Annotated in this window: 19 protein-coding genes; 8 read left to right on the forward strand and 11 right to left on the reverse strand. The window is 36.6% G+C overall.

Going from position 1 to position 19,267, the window contains the following annotated elements:
- The first annotated feature begins 134 nt into the window (after positions 1-134).
- On the forward strand, positions 135-479 hold the full coding sequence (locus tag H7A25_05280; GenBank protein MCP5499292.1) for a hypothetical protein: 345 nt from the start codon (positions 135-137) through the stop codon (positions 477-479).
- A gap of 2 nt (positions 480-481) precedes the next feature.
- The gene (locus H7A25_05285; protein ID MCP5499293.1) at positions 482-955 is read left to right on the forward strand and encodes a crossover junction endodeoxyribonuclease RuvC; all 474 of its coding nucleotides are present in this window, start codon (positions 482-484) and stop codon (positions 953-955) included.
- Here the strand turns inward: H7A25_05285 and H7A25_05290 are convergent.
- Entirely contained in the window at positions 942-2,009 is a 1,068-nt protein-coding gene (locus H7A25_05290) for an aminopeptidase (GenBank protein MCP5499294.1), read from the reverse strand. The genes H7A25_05285 and H7A25_05290 overlap by 14 nt on opposite strands.
- Before the next feature lie 59 nt (positions 2,010-2,068).
- Here H7A25_05290 and H7A25_05295 point away from each other — a divergent pair, with 59 nt between their 5' ends.
- The gene (locus tag H7A25_05295) at positions 2,069-2,632 is read left to right on the forward strand and encodes a DinB family protein (GenBank protein MCP5499295.1); all 564 of its coding nucleotides are present in this window, start codon (positions 2,069-2,071) and stop codon (positions 2,630-2,632) included.
- Between the two features lie 26 nt (positions 2,633-2,658).
- Here the strand turns inward: H7A25_05295 and H7A25_05300 are convergent, their stop codons facing one another.
- The 7 genes from H7A25_05300 to pheA form a co-directional block, all read right to left on the reverse strand.
- A complete protein-coding gene (locus H7A25_05300; GenBank protein MCP5499296.1) occupies positions 2,659-4,662 on the reverse strand; it encodes a hypothetical protein in 2,004 nt (667 codons plus the stop codon).
- 2 nt (positions 4,663-4,664) lie between these two features.
- Positions 4,665-6,545 (reverse strand): hypothetical protein, encoded by a 1,881-nt coding sequence (locus H7A25_05305; protein MCP5499297.1) that lies wholly within the window; start codon positions 6,543-6,545, stop codon positions 4,665-4,667.
- Entirely contained in the window at positions 6,542-8,632 is a 2,091-nt protein-coding gene (gene ppk1 / locus H7A25_05310; protein MCP5499298.1) for a polyphosphate kinase 1, read from the reverse strand. Before ppk1 ends, H7A25_05305 begins: the two co-directional genes overlap by 4 nt.
- A gap of 183 nt (positions 8,633-8,815) precedes the next feature.
- The gene (locus tag H7A25_05315; protein MCP5499299.1) at positions 8,816-9,643 is read right to left on the reverse strand and encodes a hypothetical protein; all 828 of its coding nucleotides are present in this window, start codon (positions 9,641-9,643) and stop codon (positions 8,816-8,818) included.
- 2 nt (positions 9,644-9,645) lie between these two features.
- Positions 9,646-9,819: a hypothetical protein gene (locus tag H7A25_05320; protein MCP5499300.1), complete on the reverse strand. Its 174-nt coding sequence runs from the start codon at positions 9,817-9,819 to the stop codon at positions 9,646-9,648.
- 75 nt (positions 9,820-9,894) lie between these two features.
- Positions 9,895-10,749, reverse strand: coding sequence for a prephenate dehydrogenase (locus H7A25_05325; GenBank protein ID MCP5499301.1), 855 nt, complete (start codon positions 10,747-10,749; stop codon positions 9,895-9,897).
- A 36-nt stretch (positions 10,750-10,785) separates the two neighbouring features.
- Positions 10,786-11,862, reverse strand: coding sequence for a prephenate dehydratase (gene pheA, locus H7A25_05330; GenBank protein ID MCP5499302.1), 1,077 nt, complete (start codon positions 11,860-11,862; stop codon positions 10,786-10,788).
- A 149-nt stretch (positions 11,863-12,011) separates the two neighbouring features.
- On the opposite strand from pheA, the gene H7A25_05335 reads away from it, so the two are divergent.
- Positions 12,012-14,609 carry a methyl-accepting chemotaxis protein gene (locus H7A25_05335; GenBank protein ID MCP5499303.1) on the forward strand — a complete coding sequence of 866 codons (2,598 nt, stop codon included), beginning with the start codon at positions 12,012-12,014 and terminating at the stop codon, positions 14,607-14,609.
- 449 nt (positions 14,610-15,058) lie between these two features.
- Here the strand turns inward: H7A25_05335 and H7A25_05340 are convergent, their stop codons facing one another.
- From H7A25_05340 to H7A25_05350, 3 genes are all read right to left on the reverse strand, one after another.
- The gene (locus H7A25_05340) at positions 15,059-15,277 is read right to left on the reverse strand and encodes a hypothetical protein (GenBank protein MCP5499304.1); all 219 of its coding nucleotides are present in this window, start codon (positions 15,275-15,277) and stop codon (positions 15,059-15,061) included.
- A gap of 78 nt (positions 15,278-15,355) precedes the next feature.
- Entirely contained in the window at positions 15,356-15,667 is a 312-nt protein-coding gene (locus H7A25_05345; protein ID MCP5499305.1) for a hypothetical protein, read from the reverse strand.
- Positions 15,668-16,037: 370 nt separating this feature from the next.
- The gene (locus H7A25_05350) at positions 16,038-16,505 is read right to left on the reverse strand and encodes a hypothetical protein (GenBank protein ID MCP5499306.1); all 468 of its coding nucleotides are present in this window, start codon (positions 16,503-16,505) and stop codon (positions 16,038-16,040) included.
- Positions 16,506-16,618: 113 nt separating this feature from the next.
- Between H7A25_05350 and rsmI the strand changes: the two genes are divergently transcribed.
- From rsmI to H7A25_05370, 4 genes are read left to right on the forward strand one after another with little or no spacing between them, the layout of a single operon-like run.
- Entirely contained in the window at positions 16,619-17,347 is a 729-nt protein-coding gene (gene rsmI, locus H7A25_05355; GenBank protein ID MCP5499307.1) for a 16S rRNA (cytidine(1402)-2'-O)-methyltransferase, read from the forward strand.
- Positions 17,348-17,353: 6 nt separating this feature from the next.
- The gene (locus H7A25_05360) at positions 17,354-17,683 is read left to right on the forward strand and encodes a flagellar biosynthesis anti-sigma factor FlgM (protein MCP5499308.1); all 330 of its coding nucleotides are present in this window, start codon (positions 17,354-17,356) and stop codon (positions 17,681-17,683) included.
- 21 nt (positions 17,684-17,704) lie between these two features.
- Positions 17,705-18,871 (forward strand): iron-containing alcohol dehydrogenase, encoded by a 1,167-nt coding sequence (locus tag H7A25_05365; GenBank protein MCP5499309.1) that lies wholly within the window; start codon positions 17,705-17,707, stop codon positions 18,869-18,871.
- A gap of 56 nt (positions 18,872-18,927) precedes the next feature.
- Positions 18,928-19,260 carry a polymer-forming cytoskeletal protein gene (locus H7A25_05370; protein MCP5499310.1) on the forward strand — a complete coding sequence of 111 codons (333 nt, stop codon included), beginning with the start codon at positions 18,928-18,930 and terminating at the stop codon, positions 19,258-19,260.
- The last annotated feature ends 7 nt before the right edge of the window (positions 19,261-19,267 follow it).

A 19,267-nucleotide genomic window follows, 5' to 3' on the forward strand; every position in this document is an offset into this window, starting at 1 on the left:
CGGGGTGAATCCTCATAGTAGGATAAAACTACTGATTTATCTCATATTGCATTTTATATAAAAGTATGCGAAAAATAGTCTAATATTAATAGTAAATTTTTCATTTTAAGTGAAGAATTTAAAAGGAGGCTCCCATGATACCGGAAAATCAGAATAAAAGTAATAAGACCAGAATTACAATAGGTCTTAATTCCGTATCGGCAAACGAGCTTGAAGCGGAATGGTATGAACAAGCAAAACAATATTTGAAAACCTATGAATTATTATATGAGGCTCTTCCGGAAGTAATACTCAATAGCGAGGCCCAGAGCAGGGTTTTAATTGCTTATTCCCTTGGAGAATCATTTTCAAAACATTTTCATTCTTTTTTTGATGATGCAGCCACACGTTACCACCATATGCTTTTGCTTTTAGAAGATGAACCCTTTAAAAGTTTATCCATAAGCATTGAGAAGAGACTAAAAAAAGAATTTTTATAAACTTGAAAATTCTTGGAATCGATCCGGGTTCGCATCGCCTGGGCTATGCGATACTGGAACAGGGCAAAAAAAACACGAGACCCCTTATTTTAGAATACGGGGTTCTTGAGGTAAAAGCAAATACGCCCTCTCCCGAAAATTTACTCATATTAAAGAATGGCCTGTCCCGGCTGATTCAAAAATTCGAACCTGAACTTGCTTCTATAGAAAAACTGTTCTTTCATAAGAACGCAAAAACGGCAGTAAATGTTTACGAAGCAAGAGGGGTTGTCCTTTTACAGCTTCATGAGGCAGGAATTAAGATTCTCCAGCCAACCGTAAGCCAGATAAAAAAAGGAATTACCGGAAAGGGAACAGCATCCAAAAAAGATTTAAAATCAGCCCTCGAATTCATACTCGGAGAAAAACTGGAAAATATAGATGATTCCTGGGATGCAATAGCAGCTGCGTTTGTAGGTCTTTCTATGGATCGATAATACCTTCCGGAACTCCTAAAAGTTTTGCTCTTTCTTTTATGGATAAACTTTTCAGCTTTCTCATATTTTCATGGAAACGCGAAAAATTTTTTCCCACTTTTTTAAACTCATCTTGAAAAAAGTCGTTTCCGGAGTGATAGCGTAAAACTCCTATAAAGTCCTCATTATTCAATTCTCTCTCTCGGAACTTTTGCAATCTCTCTCCTTCCGGTTCAAGAATCTGGATTACCTTTTCTTTAAATTCTGTAATAATTCTCTTTTTATTTTTCTCTTTTTCTAAATTGGAAAGATCGGTTTTATAGGTAGCATCCAGCTTTAGAGCGTATTCCTGTAAAAGCTTTATGAGCCTATCCCTTTCTTTTTGTTTTTTCTGCCTTTCCAGTAATATCTTAGCAGACTCTTCCGAACTTTCTTCTACATAATATAACCTGGTCCCTTCCTCCTCCACAAAAGAGGCATAGGATTCATTAAAACGGGCATCTCCATCAAAATAAACGGTAGCATGTGCCATTTCATGAAACACGAGGGCAATTATTTCGTCTTCAGAAGCTCGAAGCTGGCTTGAAAAAACAGGATCAGAAAACCAGCCCAGGGTAGAATAGCCCGCAGTAATTCGAAGCCGGGTATCCAGACCTTTCTTTTTCAGCTCAGCTTCTTCTGTTTCAGCCAATTCCTTGAAAAAATACCCCTTATACGGCACGGACCCCACTATAGGAAACCACCAGGTATACGATTTAAACTCCAGCGGATAGGAAGCGGTTACATGCCAGCCAATTTCTTCCCTGTCCAACTCAACATAGTAAAGAAATCCCCCTTCCGAATTAAGTCCGAGTCTTTTAACTGCAAACTGCCTTGCTTTTTGACTTAACTCAAGACCCTTCTTCTTTTTCTCATCCAGATCTTGTTTTTGGAGAATCTCCGCAATAGGAACCCTCGAGTGTAATATTCGAGCCTGCTCTTTTCCGAGGTGAAATAAATATGAGATACAGCGATTCAGGCTGAGAAGAAGTAAAAAACTAAAGAAAAGAAATATATATTTTTTTTTAATTGGCATATACTTAGCAGCGAGAGTAAATAGGAGTACTGGCTTGTAAAGAAGAAAGGGAGAATTCATTGGACTTTCCACTCAGAAATGCAGAAACAAAAGAAGAGCTTATAGCTTTAAATCGGGATATCCAGAAACAAATTGGAGATTTCTTCAAGAGTCTTCCTGAAGAGCAATTTTTTAGTCATGCTTATGGAGGTTGGTCTGCTGCTGAAAATATGATTCATATTTCCTTTACTACAAATGTTTTAGGTATTGCTCTTCGATTGCCTGTTTTTTTATTTCAACTTTTTTTTGGGAAATACGAGAAGATAAGTTCAAGAGAAATGCTGGAATTAAAGGACGAATATTTCCTGGAGTTAGCTAAGGTCAAAGATTCCGGTATCTACACACCCAAACATGAGAAATACCCGGGTAACCCGAAAAAAAGGCGAGAGCATTTGTTAGAAGACTGGGACAAATCTATGGAGGGACTTATAGAAGGAGTCCAAACCTGGGAACTTAAAGATATGCTTAACTGTAGTATGCCCCACCCGGTAATGGATAAGGTAACGATCAAAGAAATGATTTATCTCTCCCTATTACATTCCATTCATCATAGCAAAATCATGGAAAAAAAGATATTTAAGTAAGTGATTAAGTTTCATATCTGAAACTTTTATTCTTCCTTCTTCTTTCTGAGATTTTTCAATGACTGAAGTTTTTGCTTCATAAGTAAAATCAAATCTTTTACATCCATATTAGCTTTTAGTTTTACTTCCCCGCTATCCTCGGTTTGCTTTTCTTTTGATATAGACAGCCTATCTTCTTTTTGTTCTTTAGGTTGTTCGGGAGGAAGGGCTTCTAAGTCCAGGTCAATCCGTAAATATTTCTTATTAATAAGACCTATCTCATATTTCCCACCTAAAAGTCTCAGGGTTTCTTTTATAATTTCCCAACGTATTGATTGAATATCTTCTTTATTACTATCCAATAATTCCTTGTAAAGCTTCTGGGTGAGTTGTGGATTTTTATTATATAGCATAAAACGAAAGTGGATATTATGCTTCAAGTCATTCGTAATAATCAGATCTATATTTTCAAAATCTTTAAAACCGGAAAAATCAATTAAACGGATGATTAAAGAATTAATTAGTTCTAAATTATTCTCAATTTGGTATTCCGGACCTACTTTGATAGAATAAGTAATCTGTCCCTCCGGAATAACAACCCTGATGAAATCTACGAAATCTATCTTTTCGATATAAATCAATTCTGATGTAGTTTCGAGTCTGGATAATTCTTGAATGTCATCCATAGAAGCCTGTAGATTTTTATAAATCAGTTCAATCTGTAAAACATTTTCGCGGAATATTTTTTTGTCTTTCGTTTCTCGAATAAGCTCCAAACGATTTTTAGCCTCATTTAAGGAGGAACCCAAAATCTTATCCATATAAACAAAGAGCTTTACACGCATATTATCAATTTCTTTTAATTGACTATAGCGCTTCAGAATTCCCCGTTTCAAACCTATGAATCTAAGTCGTAAAGCAAGAGTAGTTGTGAGGATAAAAAACAAAAAGGAACCATCTATTAAAGATTCATTCTTTACAAATCCCTTTTCGATGAGTATCTCAACAATCACCGCGTATGTAAAATAACTGAGAGAAACTAAAAGTATAATCCCATCTTTATTTTTTTCAAATATCTTCTTATAGGTTCTATATACCGAATATCCGAGGATAAGAATTAAGTGAACCGCCCAGATAGCGATGAAATCGTGCCAGAATGTGGGCTTTCGTATAAAAATAAAAATAATGGGGATAAGGAAATTAAAAAGGTAATAATAATTAAAATACTTATTTTCCTCGTAATGAAAAAAGGCATGTAAGAAACGAACATAAAAGTAAGGAAGATTTAGAAAAAGAAAATATTCTAAGTATTTAAATAAGATAAAATTATCATACAATTCCAGCCTGATTTCATTTTTGCAAAATTGATAAAGACCAAAAACGATGATGAAAAAAGAAAAAGATAGGTATTCTTTCAGATCCTTTTTCTTTAAATATTGAATTATGAAAAAGATTCCAATAAAAAGATAAAGAGCGATATAAATCATCTCGTTGGTTGAACGATAGACAATGGACTCAGTAGCATCCTCAATGGGACGGATAGAAACGGGTTCTGCTATAATACCTGCAACATTTCTAAAATTTGATTCAATTCGAATGGCAATTAGATTTTCACCCGGAAGAATCAATTTATTAGAAATTGAATAGACTCTTTCCTCATCGAAATAATAATCTATTTTTCTCTCTATATCCGGATGATGACCGTTCACCCCTATTAATACACCATTTATATATACCCTATCTTCTCCGAAAGTTCTCCCTAAATGTAAAGCAACCGATTGAAGGTTCGAAAGACTGTCAGAATCAAAAGCCCTCCGTAACCAGAATCCCCCTGTATGTGTTCTGTTTAATAATTTGATATTCACAGGAAGATTTATCTTCTCCCACTTCTCATGAGAAACATTGCGGGATGAGAAGTTCTTATCATCCTTATAGGAGATATACCAATCACCTGCACTTAAATCAATTGAGTTATGACTTGTATCTTTTTTGCCTCCTCCACAGGAAATTAGGAAGAGAAGAAGGATTAGGGATTTTTTTATGACTTTCATATTTACTTCTTATTTGGAAATTGAATTTCAAAAGAAAGGCCTTTTCCTTTTTTTGAAATAAGCTTCATTTCGCCTTTCATATACCGAATAGATTCTCGGGCAATACTTAAACCGATACCTGTTCCCGGAATTTCCTTGATTACTTTCGTATTCCCTCTAACAAACTTATCAAATAGACTTTCCGGATCTTCAAGATCTACCCCCGGTCCTTTGTCTGTAATTTTCATCTCAAGAGTATCTGTATTTTGCTTAGTGTCTATTCGCATTGAAGTATCTTCAGAAGTATATTTATAATAATTATCCAGTATATGAAAAATCGCGGTCATCAATAATTCTTTGGATTGGAATACAATTATATCACCTGATTCAATATTTAATGTAATATTTTGCCTGTTTTGTTCTAAGCGTTTATCCAATTGCTTGCAAAGTTCCTCAATACTATCTTTAAGTGAAAAGCGCTCCGGTTTAGGAATATATAGTTTCGACTCAAGTTTATCCAAAAAGACTGCGTCTTTAATCATAAGCTGGATAGCTTCATTATTCAGATAAGCGTGTTTTCCTAATTCCTCTTTCCACTCCTCTGATTTACTTAATATCGAAATATTTTTAAGAACCATCTCGCTATAAGAACGAAACTCAGAAGAGATGTTCATTAAAAAATTTGTCTTGAGTCTCTCCATTTTCATTAATTCTTTTTCCAATTTAATGAAGTTATTATAACTCTCAACTGCTTCTTCAGAAAGTTGAATGGATATAATAATTAAGAAAAACATAAAACCAAAATGCAAGGATTCCGGAAGGTGGGTCAGGTTTAAAGCATTCAAAGCATCAATCAGGGCCGCTGGAATGATCGCCAGAATACCTATCAAGAGGTATTTCAATCGGGTCTTCTGTCCGGAATAGTTCGTATAAATTAAATAAATCAAATAAATTAGGGGTAAAAGCATTAGATAAATATTATATTTAATAATCAAATCCCAATGCGAAGGTTCATGAGAATACATAGCGAATAAAAACAGAATTAAAACAGGAATCTCATAAGCTAAAAAATAAATCTTCCTCTCTTTTTGTAGATAGAAGGTCAGAAAATATGCAAAAAGCAGAGGTAAAGGAATTAAGCTTAAAAGCTCAAATTTCATTGTATAGACGAAATCATTCACAAGAACAAAGCGATAATTAGATCGAAACAGAATATAAAAACCTAAGAAAATTGAGAAAAGTGAGAAAAAAAGATTACTCAGGCGGTTACTCGATTTCACGGTAGATGCAAGAATAAAATAAAGTCCCATCATAATGAAAACAAAACCAAACATAATTTTTACTACATCGTGTTTGCCTCTGGACCATACAAGACTCATAATATTCGATATTTCAGGTACTACAGCTATCCCCTGGTAATTAGTAGAAGAATACAGTCGAATGGCTATCAGGTTATTACCGGAATGAAAAAGGTTTGCAGGCAGATAATAAACTCTGCGTAATTCCTGATTTGGTACGAGACCCGGCAGGAGTTTACCGGTTTGCGCAATTAAAGTTCCATTTAAATAAACCTCATCTACATCTCTGAGTTTACCAAGGCTTATACCTAAAAAATCTTTTCCCTTGATGGCATCGGGTCCAAGTTGTAGCTGACATCGATACCAACTATACCCAAAAATCTTAGTATCTGAAACAATTTTTATATCAGGAAGTAAGCGATTTTCCCAGCCTCCGGTACTGGCAAGTTGTACATTTTTGTATTCCTGATTATCCCCCTTTTTAAACAACCAGCCTTTTTTTAATTGGATAGGTTTATCAAAGGAAGGTATCGTCACCGAGCAATCAGCATATAAGCTCGAAAAAATTCCTATAAATAGCAATGCAATAAGAAAGAAATATTTCATATCGTCTCGACTTTTGATAATTCTTCATTAAGTTCAACCATAGCGGTCTGGGAATCCACCGGGATTGATTCTCCCGGAACCAATTTGGTATAAGAACCATCAGGATTCAGTAAGCGTGCTTTCACATTATCTTTAAGTTGCAATTCCATAATATTTAGAATCTTGCTTTGAATGCCTTTATCAAGGATAGGGAACATAGTTTCGAATCGTTTATTGAAATTTCTTGGCATACAATCTGCTGATGCAAGAAATATTCGATGATCTCCTCCATTCCAGAATATATAAATTCTCGAATGTTCTAAAAGCCTTCCGACAATAGACCTTACACTAATGTTTTCAGATAAACCCGGTATTCCCGGTTTCAAACAGCAGATGCCCCTGATAACTAACTCAATTTTAACTCCCTCTACACTGGCCTGATAAAGAGCTACTATTAAATCCGGATCAACCAACGAGTTCATCTTCATGATGATCCTCGCTTCTTTCCCTTCCTTTGCATTCTCCATTTCCTGCTTCACAAAGCGGAGCATATCATCCTTCAAATAATAAGGAGCCACAGAAAGCTGTTTTAATCTCGGAAGTTTTGCAAAACCGGTGATAGCATTAAATAAAAAACCGGCATCTTCTGTAATTTCTTCGTTATTAGTAAATAAGGATATATCTGTGTAAAATCTTGCTGTGGTAGAATTATAATTTCCTGTACTTAAGTGCACATAACGATTTATTTTCATATCCTCTCTTCGAACCACAAGAATCAGTTTACAATGGATCTTTAAACCGATAAAACCGTATACTACGTGAACACCTGAATCCTCTAATTTCTGAGCCCATTGTATATTTCTTTCTTCGTCAAAACGAGCCTTTAATTCCACAAGTACAGTAACCTGTTTCCCATTTTCTGCAGCCTGTTTTAAGTATTCAATAATAGGAGAACCTCCGCTGGTTCTATAAAGGGTCATTTTAATCCCCAGAACCTTGGGATCGGTACTTGCCATTTTTAAAAAGTTTTCCACTTCCTGAAATGAATCATAAGGATGATGTAACATTATATCTTCCTTGCGAATCATGCGGAAAATTTTATTCATAGATTCAAACTTAAGTCCGGTTCTTGGTTTTAGATAATTAAATTTCAAGTTAGCAGTATCACTTAAATCATAAAAATACATCAAGTCACTGAGACTTAAAAGATGCGGTATTGGAAAAATTTCATGTTCTTTTATTTTCAATGAGAATTGGAGAATCTGTCTTAAAATCTGACTGGCATTATGGTTTATATCGAGCCTTACCGCTTCTCCCCAGATACGGTTTTTCAATTCCAATTTAACACTGGAAAGAAGGTCATCGGTAACATCATCGCTCAAATCCATATCAGAATCCCGGATGATCTTAAAGGGATGAACCTCATGTACAATCATTCCATAGAAAAGATCCCCCAAATGGAGTTTGATTATTCCTTCCAGGGGAAAGAATCTCCTGTCTCCATTATTCTGTGGAAGTTGCAAAAATCTCGGTAAAACGGAAGGAACCTGAACTACTGCCAGGGACTTTCTTGCTTCTCTGGGGTCGTTTTCATTGCTAAGAGATATTGCGAGATTTAAAGTTTTGTTTAAAATATGAGGAAAGGGATGAGAAGTATCAATCGCCAGGGGGGTGAGGACGCTGGAAACCTGCTCTTTGTAATATCTTTGAATATGATGAATTTCCTCTTCTAAGAGTAAAGCGGGATCCTCAATAATATTAATTCGTTTTTCTTTCAATTCCGGAAGAATAGAGTTAATCAAAATCTCATACTGCGCTTCTACAAATTGAGAAACTTTTTTAGAAATGCGCTGAAACACTTCAGAGTAACGCATACCATTCAGGCTTTTTCCATCGTTTCCACTCATGAGAATTCCACGAAGTCCGGCCACCCGGACCATATAAAATTCATCGAGGTTGGATTCTGTTATGCAAAGAAATTTGAGTCGTTCCAGGATGGGATTTACCGGGTCTGCTGCTTCTTCTAAAACCCTGTAGTTGAAGTCGAGCCAGGAAAGCTCTCTATCAAAAAAAATTTCAGGATTATCAATACTTAACTGCTTATTCATAGAAACTCCCGACCCCTATTGATTTACAAAGGAACACAGGTAAACGATTATCAAAAAAGCCCCCTGTGGATCTATAAGAAAAAAAAGTCCGAATTTCTTTTTAGAAAGGAAAACAGGCGAACTCGGTGAATCGCTTACATTTAAGAAGAAGTTCCCTGATTTTTTGAGTGGATGCCTTTCAGTCTATTTAAGTTTCTTCTTCTTAGTTTTTTCAGACTCAATTGTATCAATCTTATTATTCAGAGATTCTATCAAAGTCTTGGTTTTATCAAGGTCGTCTCGAATACCGGTTATCTGGTAAATCATCTTCAAAATTTCTAACATAATAACCGACTTACGAAGATCGGCAGTTTCACTTGTAGATAAGTCAAATTTGGTACGGTATTCCTGGGCAGCGTAGTTGCAAAGCTCAATAATCAGGTTGAAATGTTCTTTGCGAACATAGTAGTGCATATTATTTATGTCTCTTTCTTTTTCGTAAGCTTTGAAATCAAAGAGGTTCTTGGAAAGAATGGCGAGCTTATAGTAGATTTCCGGCCAGCTCCATTTCCATTTACTGTAAGGACCTGAGGGTTTTTGGTCTCCGTAGGCATCCACAATTCCCTCAATAGCAGCTCGAAATCCATGAATGAAGTTGAGCCTTTGAGAAGGACTGAAAAGATCCAGTTTTTCGAGGTATTCCGAATTCTCAGCGAGACTTCCATCAAAATTCATGGAAACTACTTTTTCCATGTTTGTAAATACGCTATAAATCTCTTTACGCCCTAAATTCAAGTAGAACTCACTTTTCAGCCGTAATTTATGCTGAGAAAGCTTATTAATTTCGATGCAGGTGTTGATAAAACGGATAGAATTGAGGACGAGGCCGATGATATAGTACGGCTCTGCATCCTTATTCTTCTTCATCTGAGATTTATAAAGGATAACTTCTTTTTTAAGTTCCTCTATATAGGACTTAAACTCTTTTAAACTTTCGTTATACTCTAATTTCTGCTGTTTTGTTAATGCCATTCTTATACAAAAACATCAACCAGTAGAGCTTCTGCAATATCATGCACTTCTTCTACAGGGTTGGTATTGTCCACCTCACTGACTTTATTATCGTCAGCAGGAGTCTTTAAAATAGCATAATTATACACAGAACTAGTCGTGCTAATATAATAATTGTCTACGGGCCTGATTTCCATGTTTAGCTCCTTTTTGTCTCCGGGTGTTTGCCTACTATCTTATTAGACTACTACCCAAGCCTTTGTTTAGTACAATTATTCTAATTTTAAAATTCTGTCACGAGATTTTTTTGCTTTGTCAAAAAATTTTTTCCAAAAACCCGAAACCTCCGAATTCGAGCCTAAAACCCCTATTAGAACGTTTAGCCTATCTCGAAAATCTATCAAAGATTGCCGAATTGGCTCCCGATTGGTTTCAATAATGGCATCCCACATTTCCGGATTTGAACCGGCAATTCGCGACATATCCCGAAAACCTCCTCCGGTAAGGGGAATCGGAGATAAACCTGTTTTTTCGCTTACGGTGGGATTTTCCCAGCACCAATTCGTCATAATCGAAGAAAGAATATGCGGTGAATGGGAAATATAAGCCAGGGCTTTATCATGCTCTTCAGCTTCGATTTTCAGGGTATACATACCGATTTTTTCCCAGAAATCCCGGATGAAGTCTTCCACTCCCTCCTCTACTCTTTTTGGAGGAGTCAAAATACAGAGCCTTGCCTCATACAAATCCGCCTGTGCATATTTAAGTCCGGAATGCTCCGAACCTGCCATCGGATGAGAAGAATAATAGCGATGGGAAGAGGAATATTTCTTCTCGACAGCTTCAATGATTTCCCGTTTTGTTGAGCCCAGATCGGTAACGATCCCCCTGTAAGAAAGGGGAAGCTCTGCAATTTTTTCACAGGTCAGGTTTACCGGTAAGGAATAAATAATAAGACCGTAGTCATTCCAGAGATCCTTTTCTTTAAACTCGGACTCAAGAAATATACTGTCTGCAACTTTTAATTTCAAACCTTCGTCCCGGCTTGAAACGCTCCGAACCACTCCATCAATACGACCGAATGGCAAATTCTTCTGACGAATCGCGAGAGATAGAGAGGCCCCCATAAGACCCAGACCATAAATGAGTACATTCATAAGCTCTTAAAAACTCTCCGCAGATGGATAAGAACCGAGTACCCTGAGAACCGTTGTTTTCTCTTCGAGTTCCAATAAAAGCTGACTGATGAGGGGATCTTTTCTATGACCTTCAAAATCCAAAAAGAAATTATATTCCCAGGAGTTTTTTCGGGTAGGTCTCGACTCAATTTTCGTCAGGTTTATATTATTATCATAAAAGGGTTTCAAAATCGAAAAAAGAGCCCCCGGCCTATCTGAGGTAGAAAAATAAAGAGAGGTTTTATCCTTGCCTGTTGGCTCACACTCGGCATTTCCAATAATTAAAAAACGGGTAGAGTTATTCGGCATATCCTCAATGGAACGTTGAATAATTTCAAGGCCGTATAGCTCTGCTGCAATAGTAGAAGCGATAGCCAGACCATCCTTTCTTTCGGCTACAAGCTGAGCCGCCCTGGCCGTAGAAGAAGTTTCAACAATTTCACAATGGGGAAGATTTCGAGCAATCCATTCCTTACACTGGGAATTTGCAATTTTTATCCCGTAAAGTTTTTTGGCTTTGGAAAGATCTTTATCAAAACCCAGAAGGTGTAGAGAAATTTTCATGTAGGTTTCAGCATAGATTTTCAAATCAGAATACACAAAAACGTCAAGAGTAGAATTCACCAGGCCTTCGCTGGAATTTTCCACAGGAACTACCCCATAATCGCACTTTCCGGCTTCTACTACCCGAAAAATTTCGGGAATAGAACTTACCGGCTCTACTTCGATCGAATCACCAAATTTTTCAACCGTAGCCTGATGGGAAAATGAACCCTTCGGGCCTAAAAAAGCGACATGCAAACCTTTTTCTATAGAAATAGCCCCGGACATGATTTCTCTATAAATGGCAAATAAGTGGGAATCAGAAAGAGGACCTTTATTTAAATTTTTCACTTTCCGGTATACTTCTCTTTCTCTGTCCGGACGATAGATAGGCTCTCCCCTGGTCCGTTTTACTTCGCCGATTTTTCCGGCAAGTTTGGCTCTTTCCTGGATACAGTCTATAATCTCTTTATCCAATTCATCGATACGGTTTCGGTATTGCAGCAGGTCTTCGTTCATAATCCTACTTTCAAATTCAAGAAAGGATAAGAAGAGTCAAGTGAAATATAGTTCGAAAGTATTTCCCAAATGAGAAATAAACTTTTCATTTTCTAACAGGAAGTTTTTACTGTTATTAAGCAAAAAGAAAGAAATTGCAGGAGATTATTGTGGAAGATAGTAAAAAAAGCGACTCGAAAAATCCACTATTCGTTTATCGTAATTTTAAAACTCGATATTGGCTTTATACAGAAGGCTTTGGCTTTTTAGTAACCATCCCTATTGTTTTTTTCTTTGTTGTATTTTTTGGTGAATTCTCTTATGAAACGATTCTTCTTTTAATAAAGTGTACAGTAATTTCAGCCCCTGTGAATTTTACAGTCGGATTTATTACCAATCATCGTCTATTGAAACCCTTAGAAGTTTACTTTCGAGAACTTGATTCGGGAAGAACCGTTCATAAAGATATTTATGAAAAAGCTCTGCATCGTTATTCTAATTTAGCTTCTTTACATGCTATTTCACCGGCTTTAGAATACCTATTCAGTTTATTATTTATCGTAATTGTTTTTTCTTTTGAACCGGAAGTAACCATAACCCAATATTATAACCTGGTAGGTTCTATCCTGGCTGCTGTTTTTATCTGCTTGTTTGTATATTACAATATAACAGAATTTTTACTGTCTGATTTTTTAAAAAAAGGTTTTCTGGTAATTCCTTTGGAGAAAGAAAAATTATACAAGAAAAAACTCATATATTCCCTCTCCGGGAATATCATGTTAATCATTATTATCTTTTCCATTTTAACCAACCTGATTATTTATAACATTAACTATCAATCATTGAAGAAATCACAAATTTCTCAGATCTTAACTATAAATAAAAATAATGTATCTATAATCGATGAATTCCTGAAGGGCTATAAAGAACAGCTCATTCAATTTTCCGAGCGTCCGGAAACTAAAAGTGCAGTTACACAAAAAGATAAGAAATGGTTTAAAAAAGAACTTATTATCAACCATTTCAAGGGAAAACAATTTTTAGAAGAAATATTGCTTATGTCATCAGATGGGAATATTCTATATTCCAGTGGAGATAGAGAACAACTGGATTTTCCATGCAGAAGAGAAATGGAAAGGGTTCTGAAAAATTCCGGTTCTGAAAATTTTTTGGTAAGCACAGCTTTCAGTTCTTCTATTTCTAAAGAAGTATTGGTACTGCTTACATACCCTGTTCGAGAAAATGATATACTTATAGGACTTATAGGTTTTTCAATAGAAATACATAAGTTTACATCCCAGTTTTTAAATAAAGTTCCGGTAGGAGAAAACGGATACTCAATAATTGTGGATAAGGATTTTACAGTAGTAAGCCATCCGGACCCCAAGTTGATTCTATTTGATTCAAAAAAATTTCCTTTTGGAAAGAGGATGGTAGAAGCAGGGACGGGTGATATTGTAAAATATACATTTAGAGGTAAGAATAAAATTCTACTCAAAGACAATTCTTCGAAATATCTTAGCCTCATTTCCTTAACTACCCTGGAAATAGATGATATCGAATTACCGGTTTTGAAAACCTCCCTGTATATGATCATTTTAATTGTGATAGGTGCGGTCTTATCCGGACTTTTTATCTTCCTGATTTTTTCCAACAAGTTAAACAGCCTTGTGTATAATTCCAATTTAATTAAATCAATGTCAGAAGGAAAATTGACTAAAAAAATAAATTATCCGAGTAGCCTGGATGAAGTAGGACTCATATCTTTTAGCTTACATTCTTTTACAGAAAAATTTGTGGATATTGTAGAAAATAATCAACAAGTATCATCTAATATGGAAACGGCTTCAGAAAGCATGAGTCAGTCAGCAGAACTCGTACTGGGTAATAGTCAAGATCAGTCATCTACATTAGAAGAAATTTCAGCAGCTATTGAGCAAATCAATGCCGGGGCCAACACAATTGATCAAAAAACAAATCATCAGACTGAAAATGTGACAATGCTTTCAGGAAAAGTAAATGAACTATCCGGGATAATAGAAGAAAGAAATTTACAAATTATAGAAACATCTAATAAAATTACAAAAATGTCTAAAGATGCAAGTGAAGGAAAAGATTCTTTAGATAAAATGAATATTAGTATTCAGAATATAAAGCTCAGCTCCAAAAAAATCACTGGTGTAGTTGAAATCATTAACGGGATTTCCAAGCAGATTAATTTATTGGCTCTCAATGCCGCAATTGAAGCGGCCAGGGCAGGTGATTCCGGAAGAGGATTTGCTGTGGTTGCCGATGAAATTGGGCGTCTGGCTGCCAGGACCGGTTCGAGTATCCATAATATTAACACTATTATCCAACAAAATGAAGAGGAAATTGAATTAGGAAGTACTATTATTTCTAATACGATTCAGTTGATTAAAAGAATTATAGAAGCTTTTCAGGATATCTATTTATCTATGGAAACATTGCGAAACCGCATGAATTCCGAAATAGAAATAAACACTACGGTTGATTCAGAAACAAAGAAGATGAAGCTGGCAACGGACTCCATTCAATTGGCGATGACAGAACAAAAAATGGCACTCAAGGAAATTTCAGAGGCTATATATAATATTAGTTCAGTTATACAAACCAATGTTTCACATATTAGCGAGCTAAATGATTCTTCTAAGAGAGTAGCCAATATGGCAAAACTTTTAAAAACCCAGGTAGATTACTTTCATATAGAAACAAATCGTTCTGACAAGGAATTTCACCATTACCAATAAACTCTGTTAGCTTATTATAATTCTTTAAAAAGTCAGATATCGTTTAGGCCGCGCAGTTTTTGTCGCTTGCTTGCCAGTTCTTGATATGTTCTTCCCAGTTTTGTGCTGCCTTCATGAAACTGGTATAGCATACTTCCCGGAATTTGAAAAGGTGGGTTTACCGGAGGCTTACAAGGAGTTTTTGTATTGGATAGGGAGGGAAAAGCAGAGACGAATCGATGCGATGATGTGGGCATATTCATACTGCGCAAGCAGTTTTGTTCAACGTTCCGCCAGTAAGGGAAGGTTTTGCCAGCGTGTATCACTGAAAAATGTTACTTTACTAGCAAGTTATAACTTTTCAATTTCTTCTATAGTTAGCCCTGTAGCAGTAGAAATAGTTTTATTATCAATACCAGCTAATTTAAAATTCTTAGCTATTTCTAGTGTATTAGTTTTTTTTGCTTTTATCATTCATCAAAAACACCAGCAATTCTCGGTGAAGCTACCTCGGCACCATTTTGAATTGTTCCGGGTCGAACACAAAGAGCAGAAGATTTTTCCATGACTGAAAGTAGATCATATTTACAGCAAAAGTAATTTTTCCATCCCCATCCAATATTTTTAATGATACATAATTGCAGAACTTCATATCTTTCTTGCCTGTTAAAGGAACATCTTCCATCCATTCATAAATGAAAGTCTTCTTGGACTTTGCAGCATATTCAGTAAATGTTTTTAACTCTTTCTTATTTAGATTTACATATTCAAATAAAGTTTGATGAGATGATTCTTTCGCTGTTAAAATGTAGTCCCATCCAGAGGCAAAAGATATTTTTTACTCCTAATATAGGGGATATATTACTTTGAGAAGTTCCTTCCTGCATTTTTAGCTGATATTGTAAGAAAGAAGGCTCCTGAAAGTAAAAACAGCCAAATGCTGAGCTTAGAATTTCCTCCATACTGTATTTTACTTTTCCGGCTTGCCTGCTATCACTTACTTTGCTAAAAGTTTCTTTCATGTAAGAAAATAATGATTCAAAGTTTAGATGTTTTCTTTCTTTTATTCCGGTATCCATGCTATTCCCCTAAATAAGCTTTTGGATACTATGAAAAAACCGTTTATATGTACAATAATTTTGTAATTCCTTTACGAAATTATTTTTGACATATCCCTGAAGGTGATGATTTATGCAGCTAAAAGACCATCTGAAAGCTCTTTATTTTTCACCGAGAATTGCTGGCGTCCGGCTGTTTAGATATTAGGGATTATTACTAATACTATGAGGTATAGTAGCTAGCGTAAGGAACGGTCGTGACCGTTCCATTTTAGATGACGGGCTATACTTCGCGCTTGGCTTCGGCTTCGTGCGGCACGAGCACCGGTAGTCAGTAAGAGTTTCCCGGAAAAATTGATCGGATTTCGGCAATCATAAAATATTTTAAAAATCAAATATTAGAATGTTTTAATCTTTTTACCTCCCTGTCGATCTGACGAAAAAGCCTTAAGCCTTCTAAGGCTATATTTCGATTGTGTTCTATGCGGTTCTCCCAGCTCGGAGTTTCTCCTTCGAGGAATTTTACCATATCATGAAGTGCAAAATCATGCTCCATTCGCCAGCTATTCAGATCATGGTTCAAAAGTTCTTTTAGTGTTTCATCATTTTCTTCGAGACTTAAAGTTTGGATAAGGTTTTCTAAAGTACGAAAACCGGAATCGTCACCACTGATTTGCTGAAGCCTGCTTTCTAGTCTGTCAGAAATTAAGCTACCTTCAAGAGAAATAGCTTCCATGTAATACTGTCGGTCTATTGCATTTTGTAACCACTCAATCGCATTGCGGTAGAGTTCATAACGCATTTTGCCGACCCGGTTTTGTGAAGTATTTCTGGCTCTTTTTTTTGCTGTTGCATTCATATACTAATTATATGATAAGTATATACAAAAAGCAAGCTTTTTTCCTCTAAAAAGGAAAATAAATTCTTCTTGGAACTACAAACGGCTTTAAAAAGCTGGTCTTTGAAACGCGGATGAAAGAACAGGGAAAGTTTTACGTAGTATCCACACCCATAGGAAACCTCGAAGATATGACGTACAGGGCGGTCCGGGTGCTTCAGGAAGTGGATCTTATTCTCTGTGAAAACCAGAAAAATTCTTTAAAATTATTGAACCATTTTGGAATAAAAATTCCCGCAAAAACTTTATATAAAAATAATACAGACGATAATTCTCTTGGATGGATTTACCGGGAGCTAAAGTCCGGGAAAAACCTTGCATATATTTCAGATGCAGGGACTCCGGGGGTTTCCGATCCGGGTTCTGTTCTCGTCAAGTACCTGCGGGACTGTGATGTAGACATTGTTCCGATTCCGGGAGCGAGTGCTTTAAGCACCCTTCTTTCCGTAAGCGGAGCACAGGCGAATCCTTCCGTTTTTTTGGGTTTTTTGCCCCCAAAAGAAGGGAAGAAAAGAAAACTCCTGGAGGGATACCAAAAAGAGGAGTTGGTTCTGGTTTGCTTTGAATCTGTCCACCGGGTAGAGGCAACTCTATCTTTGATACGGGAAATTTTTCCTTTATCCGAGATTTTAGTGGGTAGGGAAATGACAAAAGTACACGAGGAATACATTTTTATCCCTTCCGGTGATGAACCGGGGAAATTTACGACGAAGGGTGAATTTGCAATCCTGGTGAATAATCGTGTCAAAAAAATAACTAAAGGCAGAAAACTTAAAACCGATATACAGAAGAAAGAGAGGTAGCGTTCGATGGCAATAGAAAGGATCAACAACATAGGTTATGGGTACACCCAGAAACCTACTGCTCTGAAGAAACAGGTTAACCAATCTGCTGCCGATAATATCCAGATTTCTGAAGCCGCTAGGGAACGTGCAGAAGAAGTGAAACTTCAAAATGAAATTGAATTTTTTACTAAAATTACGGTTTCCAGGCCAGAAGACTCTGATAGGGTCCAGAAATTAAAGGAAGTTAAAGAAAAACTTAAAAATGGGTATTATGATAACCCCGGCCCGGAAATGATAGATAGGGTAGCGGAAAAGATGGTGGGGGTATTTTTTGGAGGAATCCAAAACCTTTAAGATCGGTAAACCGAGCACTATATGCCAGTATTAACCGATTGGGTCAGTTTTCACTTCCCTCCCAAGATTCATCTGGAAGTTGATTGTGGGTATAAGATTGGGAATTTTATTAGAGAAATTTCCAATCGAGTCATCATTATCAATTCCCAGGCGGAAATGGAGAATCCAGCCGAGCTTTCTCTTATTAAATCCAGCATAGAGAATAGCACGGATGGAGTGATTCTATACGATGATATAGAAACAGAAACCACCTATAAAAACCTCGATACAGCCGCTTATTTCGCCAGACAGGCCCAGGCAAATTGCATAGTAGCCTACGGAGGCTACGAGTCAATTAATGCAGCCAAAGCTGTTTCTGTGCTGGCTACTAATGACTTTGAAGCAGAAGAGATGATCCGGGGGAAAAAGCCGGTTAAAAGAAAAGCTCTTCCGGTGGTAATAATTCCGACAATGCCTTTAATGGGTCTTGAATGTTCCCCTTTTATTACGGTGATGGATCAAAGAGAGAAAAAGCGACAGTATTTCTCCCATATCAGTCTATTTCCTGAACTGGTCATCGCGGATGCAAAAATCAGCCTCTACATGACCCAGACCGAGATAGCTAAAATGGGAACCGCCATTCTCGCAGCATCGGTAGACACTATGCTTTCCAAATATGCTAACGAAATTACCAGTGCCTCTACGCTCCGAGCCATAGAATTAACCACTAAGAATTTACTGCTTTCTTATCGAGACCCTAAAAACCTTGCTGCGAAAAATATGCTGTATGCAGCCAGTTTGCTTACCGGTATTTCCCAGTCCGTGAGTTCTTTGAGTCTTTGCTTTGCTCTTTCTCTCGCAGCTTCCAGTCTTACCCGGCTCGATGTCTTCCAGTCCATGTCGATTCTTTTAACCCATGTAATGGACTATAATCTAACCTCTTCTGCCAATAAATACGTGATGATAGCGAGGGCTCTGGATGAAGATATTTCTGATATCTCCATAATTGAAGCTGCCATTAAAGCCGTTGACCACATCCGTAAAATCTACAAGGAAATCAAAGTTCCTTTAAAGCTCTCCGAGTTCGAGGTAAAAAAAATCGGACTTCCGGCCATAGCCAGCCTTGCTTCGAGTTATAAATTTCTCGAAAATATGCCCAGAGAGCTTCCTAAAAACGAAATCGAAACAATTTTACTGGCTGCATTTTAAGAAAATTCTGGTTATTTTTATAGTATTCCTGTACTCTGGTTTTCTCAGGAGAGGCTATGAACGAGGATAGAATCGACACAATTATCGGAGATGATATCGTTTTTAAAGGAAGTTTAAAATTTAGTAATTCTCTTAAAGTTAAAGGTCAATTTAAAGGAACCATAGAGTCCGACGGGGAATTATACATTGGTGAAACCGGAGAAGTTGAAGCGGATATACTGATAGGGACCCTGGGTGTAAGCGGAAGCCTCAGGGGAAATGTAGAAGCCAAAGGTCGTGTGGATATTACGAAATCGGCAGTAATAGTGGGAGACATCAAAACTCCGATGATTTCGATTGAACCGGGTGGTAAGTTTACAGGCAACTGTGTAATGAACCAGGTTTCCTGATACTATT

This window comes from Leptospiraceae bacterium, assembly GCA_024233835.1.
GTDB lineage: Bacteria > Spirochaetota > Leptospiria > Leptospirales > Leptospiraceae > JACKPC01.

Bases quoted from the DNA above. Each gene is read 5' to 3' on its own strand.
- H7A25_05280 (MCP5499292.1), top strand. From the start codon at position 135: ATGATACCGGAAAATCAGAATAAAAGTAATAAGACCAGAATTACAATA.
- H7A25_05290 (MCP5499294.1), bottom strand. From the start codon at position 2,009: ATGCCAATTAAAAAAAAATATATATTTCTTTTCTTTAGTTTTTTACTT.
- H7A25_05300 (MCP5499296.1), bottom strand. From the start codon at position 4,662: ATGAAAGTCATAAAAAAATCCCTAATCCTTCTTCTCTTCCTAATTTCC.
- H7A25_05305 (MCP5499297.1), bottom strand. From the start codon at position 6,545: ATGAAATATTTCTTTCTTATTGCATTGCTATTTATAGGAATTTTTTCG.
- ppk1 (MCP5499298.1), bottom strand. From the start codon at position 8,632: ATGAATAAGCAGTTAAGTATTGATAATCCTGAAATTTTTTTTGATAGA.
- H7A25_05315 (MCP5499299.1), bottom strand. From the start codon at position 9,643: ATGGCATTAACAAAACAGCAGAAATTAGAGTATAACGAAAGTTTAAAA.
- H7A25_05320 (MCP5499300.1), bottom strand. From the start codon at position 9,819: ATGGAAATCAGGCCCGTAGACAATTATTATATTAGCACGACTAGTTCT.
- H7A25_05325 (MCP5499301.1), bottom strand. From the start codon at position 10,749: ATGGGGGCCTCTCTATCTCTCGCGATTCGTCAGAAGAATTTGCCATTC.
- pheA (MCP5499302.1), bottom strand. From the start codon at position 11,862: ATGAACGAAGACCTGCTGCAATACCGAAACCGTATCGATGAATTGGAT.
- H7A25_05340 (MCP5499304.1), bottom strand. From the start codon at position 15,277: ATGGATGGAAGATGTTCCTTTAACAGGCAAGAAAGATATGAAGTTCTG.
- H7A25_05345 (MCP5499305.1), bottom strand. From the start codon at position 15,667: ATGGATACCGGAATAAAAGAAAGAAAACATCTAAACTTTGAATCATTA.
- H7A25_05350 (MCP5499306.1), bottom strand. From the start codon at position 16,505: ATGAATGCAACAGCAAAAAAAAGAGCCAGAAATACTTCACAAAACCGG.
- rsmI (MCP5499307.1), top strand. From the start codon at position 16,619: ATGAAAGAACAGGGAAAGTTTTACGTAGTATCCACACCCATAGGAAAC.
- H7A25_05360 (MCP5499308.1), top strand. From the start codon at position 17,354: ATGGCAATAGAAAGGATCAACAACATAGGTTATGGGTACACCCAGAAA.
- H7A25_05365 (MCP5499309.1), top strand. From the start codon at position 17,705: ATGCCAGTATTAACCGATTGGGTCAGTTTTCACTTCCCTCCCAAGATT.
- H7A25_05370 (MCP5499310.1), top strand. From the start codon at position 18,928: ATGAACGAGGATAGAATCGACACAATTATCGGAGATGATATCGTTTTT.